Source organism: Streptomyces sp. WM4235 (genome assembly GCF_001279725.1).
GTDB lineage: Bacteria > Actinomycetota > Actinomycetes > Streptomycetales > Streptomycetaceae > Streptomyces.
Window position 1 is genome coordinate 1 of the sequence record NZ_LGDE01000091.1, and the last position, 5,298, is coordinate 5,298.

Consider the following 5,298-nt stretch of genomic DNA (forward strand, 5'->3'; position numbering starts at 1 on the left):
CCTTCGTTTCCGACTCTATCAGACTCTTTCGTGTCCGATTCCCGGTCGAAGCGGGTTTCGCTTTCCAGTTCTTCGCTTTCGCGTTTCCCTTTCCGGCGAGTCCGACTCTATCAGAAGTTTTCCACCGGATTTCCCGGCTTCAGATTCCTGGATGAGGAGTCGAGGGTGCCCTGTCTGAATTCGATTCATCGGGGGCGTGTTGCCGAACCGCTCAGCTCGAGGCAACCGTTCTACTCTACATCGGCCTCGGGCACGGGTCCAATCGGCCCAGGGCCGACCCCACCGAACCGCGCCCCCACCCACGCCACCACCTCGCTACAAGACCTTGCCGTTGCCCCTCTGCCTCGCCCATCGACGGCGCTGGCCGGTGCTGTCGCCCCAGTCCGCCACGGCCCCGGGCTCACTGCACCGTAGAGGCGATCCATCAAGCGCGAGCCGTCCAGATCCAGGCAGGCGCGAGCTCGTGCGGGTGGGTGTTGCCTCCGCGCGGCTGTGTAGCTCGACTGGTCCCAGCCGTCCCTGCGACTGACCTCCTGCTCCTCCGAGCGCCAGGGGGGAGAGATGCTCCCCCCCTGGTCTCGGCCTCCGCGGACGAATATCGGTGAGCCGGTGAGCCGGACAACCACAGTGGGTCCTCAGTGACGACTCATTCGGCGCAAACGTGACGCCCGGCCCGCCGGTCATCCGTTCCTCCGTTCTCGTCGCACTGGCCGCCGAAGCAGTCGATCGAGACCCCGCCCCTACTCGAGTCAGCAAGCCGGCGCCCACCCCGGCACCCGGCCTCTGTACCCGAGGGCCGGACCCGGGGAGGCGGGGTGAGACTCCCTCCCCTCCTCCCCGGCGCCGCCGTGAAGGATCAACGAGTGGGATCCGATCGGCGTCGCCGACAAAAAGCCGAAGCACCATTTCTGCCTCGATCCCTGCGGCCTGCGGCCCGACGCGATGGCGGCCAGAGTGCTGCCTGGTGGACGTCTGCCGGGCCGCAGCTATCGCCCGAGCAAGCGGCCCAGGAACCCCACCGACAAGCCCGACAAGCCCCCGGTCCGCTACCGCACAGCCCCGTCCACGTTCCATTCCCGCGGCAGGTCCTCGTCGCAGAAGACGCAGATGAAGTCTTCCTCCCGAACGATGTTCAGCTGGCTGCAGGAGGGGCAGCGCCGGAACACCACCTCGTGGGTGAAGCCGGAAGGGTGCTCGATCCCGGCTGCATCGAGAGCCTCCGCGACGGCCTGCCACGAACTGATGTCCGGGCAGTATCCGGTCGACTGGTTACTGACCTCAGCGACCACCCACTGCCCGGACTCCCTGCGGAAGCTCATCTCTCCGGCACCGAGAACGGGGCCGCCGCCGGCGCACACCACGTGCTCGCTTCGACGCGGCGCGAGCCGCAGCACACCCGCCGAGTCGATGACGAACGTGAAAGGCTCGGCCAACTCCACCGGCGCCAGAGACGAAGCCCAGTCGGCGAAGTCCGATGCCGAGAGGATGCTTCGGCCCTCAGCCTCCGGCCGGACAAGGGCCCGCAGATCAGGCGGTCCCACATACCGGTAGCTCCATTCCAGCAAGTTCACGCTGGCCAACGTAACCCCCAGCCGAGGCCGGAGCCTGGGGAGTTACGGGCTCTGTCGGGGATCTTGTGATGTCGCAGGGGTACGGGGCGAGGAGTATTCGTTGACGTAGGAGGTCGAGGTTGGCTCGTCCGTAGGCCATGCGCTTGATGAGCTTGACGCGGGTGACCTGGCCCTCAACCTGACCGAAACTCCACGGTGTGTGAGAGACCCGCGGTAACGGCGTCGAGTCGCGTCGCAGGCCGCTGACCTGCGAGTGGAGGGCTGGGAGGTCGTCAGCAAGGACTCGCTCCATCCAATCGGGGAATTGGTCTCCTCGGAGGTGGTGAAGCATTTCAGCGAAGTCGTGGACGTGCCGTGCGCGGCGTCGAGGTGAGGACAGGCCATACGGATCTCCTTCAGTTCCGCGACGTCCGCTGCGGTGAGGTGCTGGGGGTTCGTCATGATCCAGCGGACGACGCGTCGCGTCTTGGGGGTCGCCCTGGGCTGCGGCCGGGAGACCGGCTGCTGCTTCCGCCCTGGTTGGCGGGGGGGGGCTGAAGGCGCGGAAGTAGCGGCGGAGGCATTGGACGCTCGCTGTGAACCCGCGCTCGCGCAGTTCCCGGTGGAGCTGGGGAATGTCGTGACAGCCCTCCAGCCAGCGGGCGTGGAGGTGAGGCTTGTGCTCGTCCAGCAGGGACAGCCGTCCGGTGACTTCAACCAGGAGTTATGCGGATCCCGAGGGACGCGGCCGGGCGAGCGCCGGGACGGCCCGCCAGGCACAGAGCAATCGAGGCGAGCATCGACCGCAGCACCTGCGTCTGCCGGGCATGCGGCCTGGTCAGCCCCTCGATCTGCTCGGCGAACGTCACCGCCGGGCACCGGCTGCTCAGACACTTGAACCGGCGCACGGTCAACTCGATGACTACGGGACTGCCGGCCACGGGCGCGTCGCCGAGCCGACGGACGTACCGGCCATGCCCCCGCCACGACGGCATACCGCATCCCGGGCATCTCAGCCGGGACGCGTGACACCCCGCGCGAAGCGTGATGACCCCTGCCGTTCGCTTGATCGACTCGACGACAACACCGGACAGATGCGGCAACAACCGCCCCAACACCCCTGAACCGCACACCCGGAGACTGCCCAGCTCGGCCCTGCGGCATCACAAGATTCCCGACAGTGCCGAATAACGAGAACGTTCACAGTAGTCGCCGCTTCAACGGACGGACGCGTCGACGCGGGGGTACCTGTCCCCGACTGCGCTGCGAATGTGGGCTGCCAACTGCGCCTGGTAGCGGGTGTTCCATGGAGATGGCCCAGGCTGACCGCCATGAGGACCTGGACCGGGTTGTCTCGGTCGACTCCACGAACGTGCGTCCCACCCGCATGCAGCCGGTACCCGCAGAATTGCTTGGGCCCGCGAGCCCGCAGATCACACCCGCGGCAGGCCCGGCGGCGAACTGGTCACGAAGATCCGCGTCGCGACCGACAGCACGTACCGGCCACGGGCCTCCACCTCTCCAACGGCCGGCGGACCGCGAGCACCTGCACGGGCACGTGATCCGGGGGCCTTCCCTCTTGGCGGACCAGCAACGCCACCGCGACTCCGGGGAGGTCGCCCGGCCCGCAGTCCCGGGCCGACCGGCACGGCCCAGCTCTCGGTCCACCCACCTCGCTTGTCCACCAGAACCTGGCCCGATTCGACCCTCGAGGCCGTACTCAACCGTCTTGCCTGCTCGACCGGCGAACCCGATCGGCACCGCGATCCGCCACTGAGAACGCGACCAACCCGGCGAGCCCTCCGCGTCGCGTCAAGAACGTCGGGCGACATCGCGCGATGGCCACCACGCCCTGGTCCGCCCGAGCGGCACCGACCAAGGGCTGACTTCCAGACCCGGCGGGGAGGCAGCCCTTGGTCGGTGCCCATGGTCGCGTCCTGGCTGATCGGCGCCCAGTTCAATGTCATGGCCCTCAGGGGCACACGGGCGGTCCCTCGCTGATTCGACGGGCGGATTCCCGCGGCATCGGAGGACAGTCGCGCCGAGATACAGGGTGGCCCTGGTCGTCGGGCGGCAGCACCGGCGGGGTCGCGTCTCCGTCAGTGTCAGAGCTGCTCTGCCGGCTGTGGTTGGCCGCGCGCATGGCGAATCGGCGGAGACTCAGGCATTGCACGCGATGAATGCGTGTAGTCCGCCAGGACTGCTGTCTCCGGACCCATGTTCATTCGAGGACGCTTCGCGGAACCCGCGCTTTGCCATTCGCCATGGCGTTCCCAGTTGATGCCCTGCTCAGGAGGCCCCTGAGGCCCCTGCTTCATCTCCGCTCTGTGAAGCCTCGGCAGCCGCCCGATTCTTCGCCGTCGAGGGCGCTGACTGCCCCGGGAGCACAAGGCCCGCCCGCGCCCTGGACGCATTGGCCTGCCTCCTGGTCCTCGATGAGGACCAGGCACCCGTTCATCCGGTCTGTGGGTTTGTCGAACCCTTCGGCCACCGCACCGCCCGATTGCGCTTGAGTCGGTTGAGTCGGCCTTCGACCGTGTGGTGGGCTCTGTGGTCCGCGCAGTCGTACCCGCGGACCGTCGTCGGCGTCCCGCTTCGCATGCGGTGGCCGGCCCCGTCCGCTCCCGCATCGCCCACTGGTTACTCCCATCCCGGGAAGCACACGTGCCTGATCGTGGACGCGTGCCTGCGGGTCGCCGAGTCGATGCGAGCGAGGGCCTGCAATCCGCAACTGCCTCTTTCCAAAAGGGACTTGGCTGGGGCCGGCACCTGAGGAATCGATCGTCTGGCAGCTGCTTCGAGAACTCGTGCTCGTGCCTGCGGGGTACCTGCGCTAGCCGACCTCGGGAGATACGGAACCTGCTGCGGCGCCTGGCGGCTCGCTCCGCCACTGCCCTCCGCAGCCGGGACTCGCGGCCGCCTTCGCGGAACGGTTCGTCAAGGGTGCTCTCGACGCCGTCAGAGGTTGACGCGCTTCAGGTAGACACGGCTGCGGTGCGGGATCGTCTGGTACCAGAGCATCAGGTGCTCGTCCTCGTACGTACGGAGCCGCATCGGCTGCTCGTCCTCGTAGAGGCTGCCGTCCTTGGGGTCGATGCCCATCGATGCCAGATCCACCAGCCCGTCCATCACGGAACCGACCAGCCTCTGCTGTTCCGCGGGCATGTCCCCGAGCACCCACAGCCGGCCGGGATCACATTCCCACGCCCAGCCGGTCTCGTTCTGCACGCCTTCGCCGCGGGAGGTCACCGGCCGATCTCCTCCTGGGCCTCGGCCAGAATGCGACTGCTGGTCTCCATCGCCGACCGGAACTCCTGCTCGGTGGCGTTCGGATCCCCGGCGACGCGTTCTGCTTCATGGAGAGCCGCCGCCCGGGCGGGCCAGCGATGGATGGCCACGTGCGTCGCCCACTTGATCAGAAAGAACCGCAGTGGATTGATGGCACCCGTCGCCGCGGCGCGATCGAACGCCTCGTTGCACTCCTTGTCGAGCACGGCAAGATTCGCCATGTCGATGCGGCGTACGGCGTCCCGCAGCGCTTCCCGGGTCATGGCCGGCTGAGGGATGAGCGGGCCGCCGTCTTCCAGCTGCTGTGCTGTCATCGTGTCCTCCTGGGGAACGCGGCCAGGATACCCAGCGGAACCCGACAACCTGGCCCGGAACGCAGAAAAGCCCCGCACCCTGAAGGGTGCGGGGCTTTCCCACAATGATTGTTCGGCGGCGTCCTACTCTCCCACAGGGTCCCCCC

5 protein-coding genes are annotated in these 5,298 nt (G+C 67.8%); all 5 read right to left on the bottom strand.

Annotated elements, in window-relative coordinates:
* Positions 1–1,046: 1,046 nt before the first annotated feature.
* A complete protein-coding gene (locus ADK55_RS09780; protein WP_053677104.1) occupies positions 1,047–1,580 on the bottom strand; it encodes a hypothetical protein in 534 nt (177 codons plus the stop codon).
* Positions 1,528–1,902, bottom strand: a complete 375-nt coding sequence (locus ADK55_RS39680) for a transposase (RefSeq protein WP_107089142.1) — start codon at positions 1,900–1,902, stop codon at positions 1,528–1,530. Before ADK55_RS39680 ends, ADK55_RS09780 begins: the two co-directional genes overlap by 53 nt.
* A gap of 361 nt (positions 1,903–2,263) precedes the next feature.
* Positions 2,264–2,683: a transposase family protein gene (locus ADK55_RS37550; protein ID WP_324611177.1), complete on the bottom strand. Its 420-nt coding sequence runs from the start codon at positions 2,681–2,683 to the stop codon at positions 2,264–2,266.
* Positions 2,684–4,508: 1,825 nt separating this feature from the next.
* Positions 4,509–4,799, bottom strand: a complete 291-nt coding sequence (locus tag ADK55_RS09790; RefSeq protein WP_053677106.1) for a hypothetical protein — start codon at positions 4,797–4,799, stop codon at positions 4,509–4,511.
* On the bottom strand, positions 4,796–5,152 hold the full coding sequence (locus ADK55_RS09795) for a hypothetical protein (RefSeq protein ID WP_053677107.1): 357 nt from the start codon (positions 5,150–5,152) through the stop codon (positions 4,796–4,798). Before ADK55_RS09795 ends, ADK55_RS09790 begins: the two co-directional genes overlap by 4 nt.
* Between the last annotated feature and the right edge of the window lie 146 nt (positions 5,153–5,298).

Bases quoted from the DNA above. Each gene is read 5' to 3' on its own strand.
- ADK55_RS39680 (WP_107089142.1), bottom strand. From the start codon at position 1,902: ATGCTTCACCACCTCCGAGGAGACCAATTCCCCGATTGGATGGAGCGA.
- ADK55_RS09795 (WP_053677107.1), bottom strand. From the start codon at position 5,152: ATGACAGCACAGCAGCTGGAAGACGGCGGCCCGCTCATCCCTCAGCCG.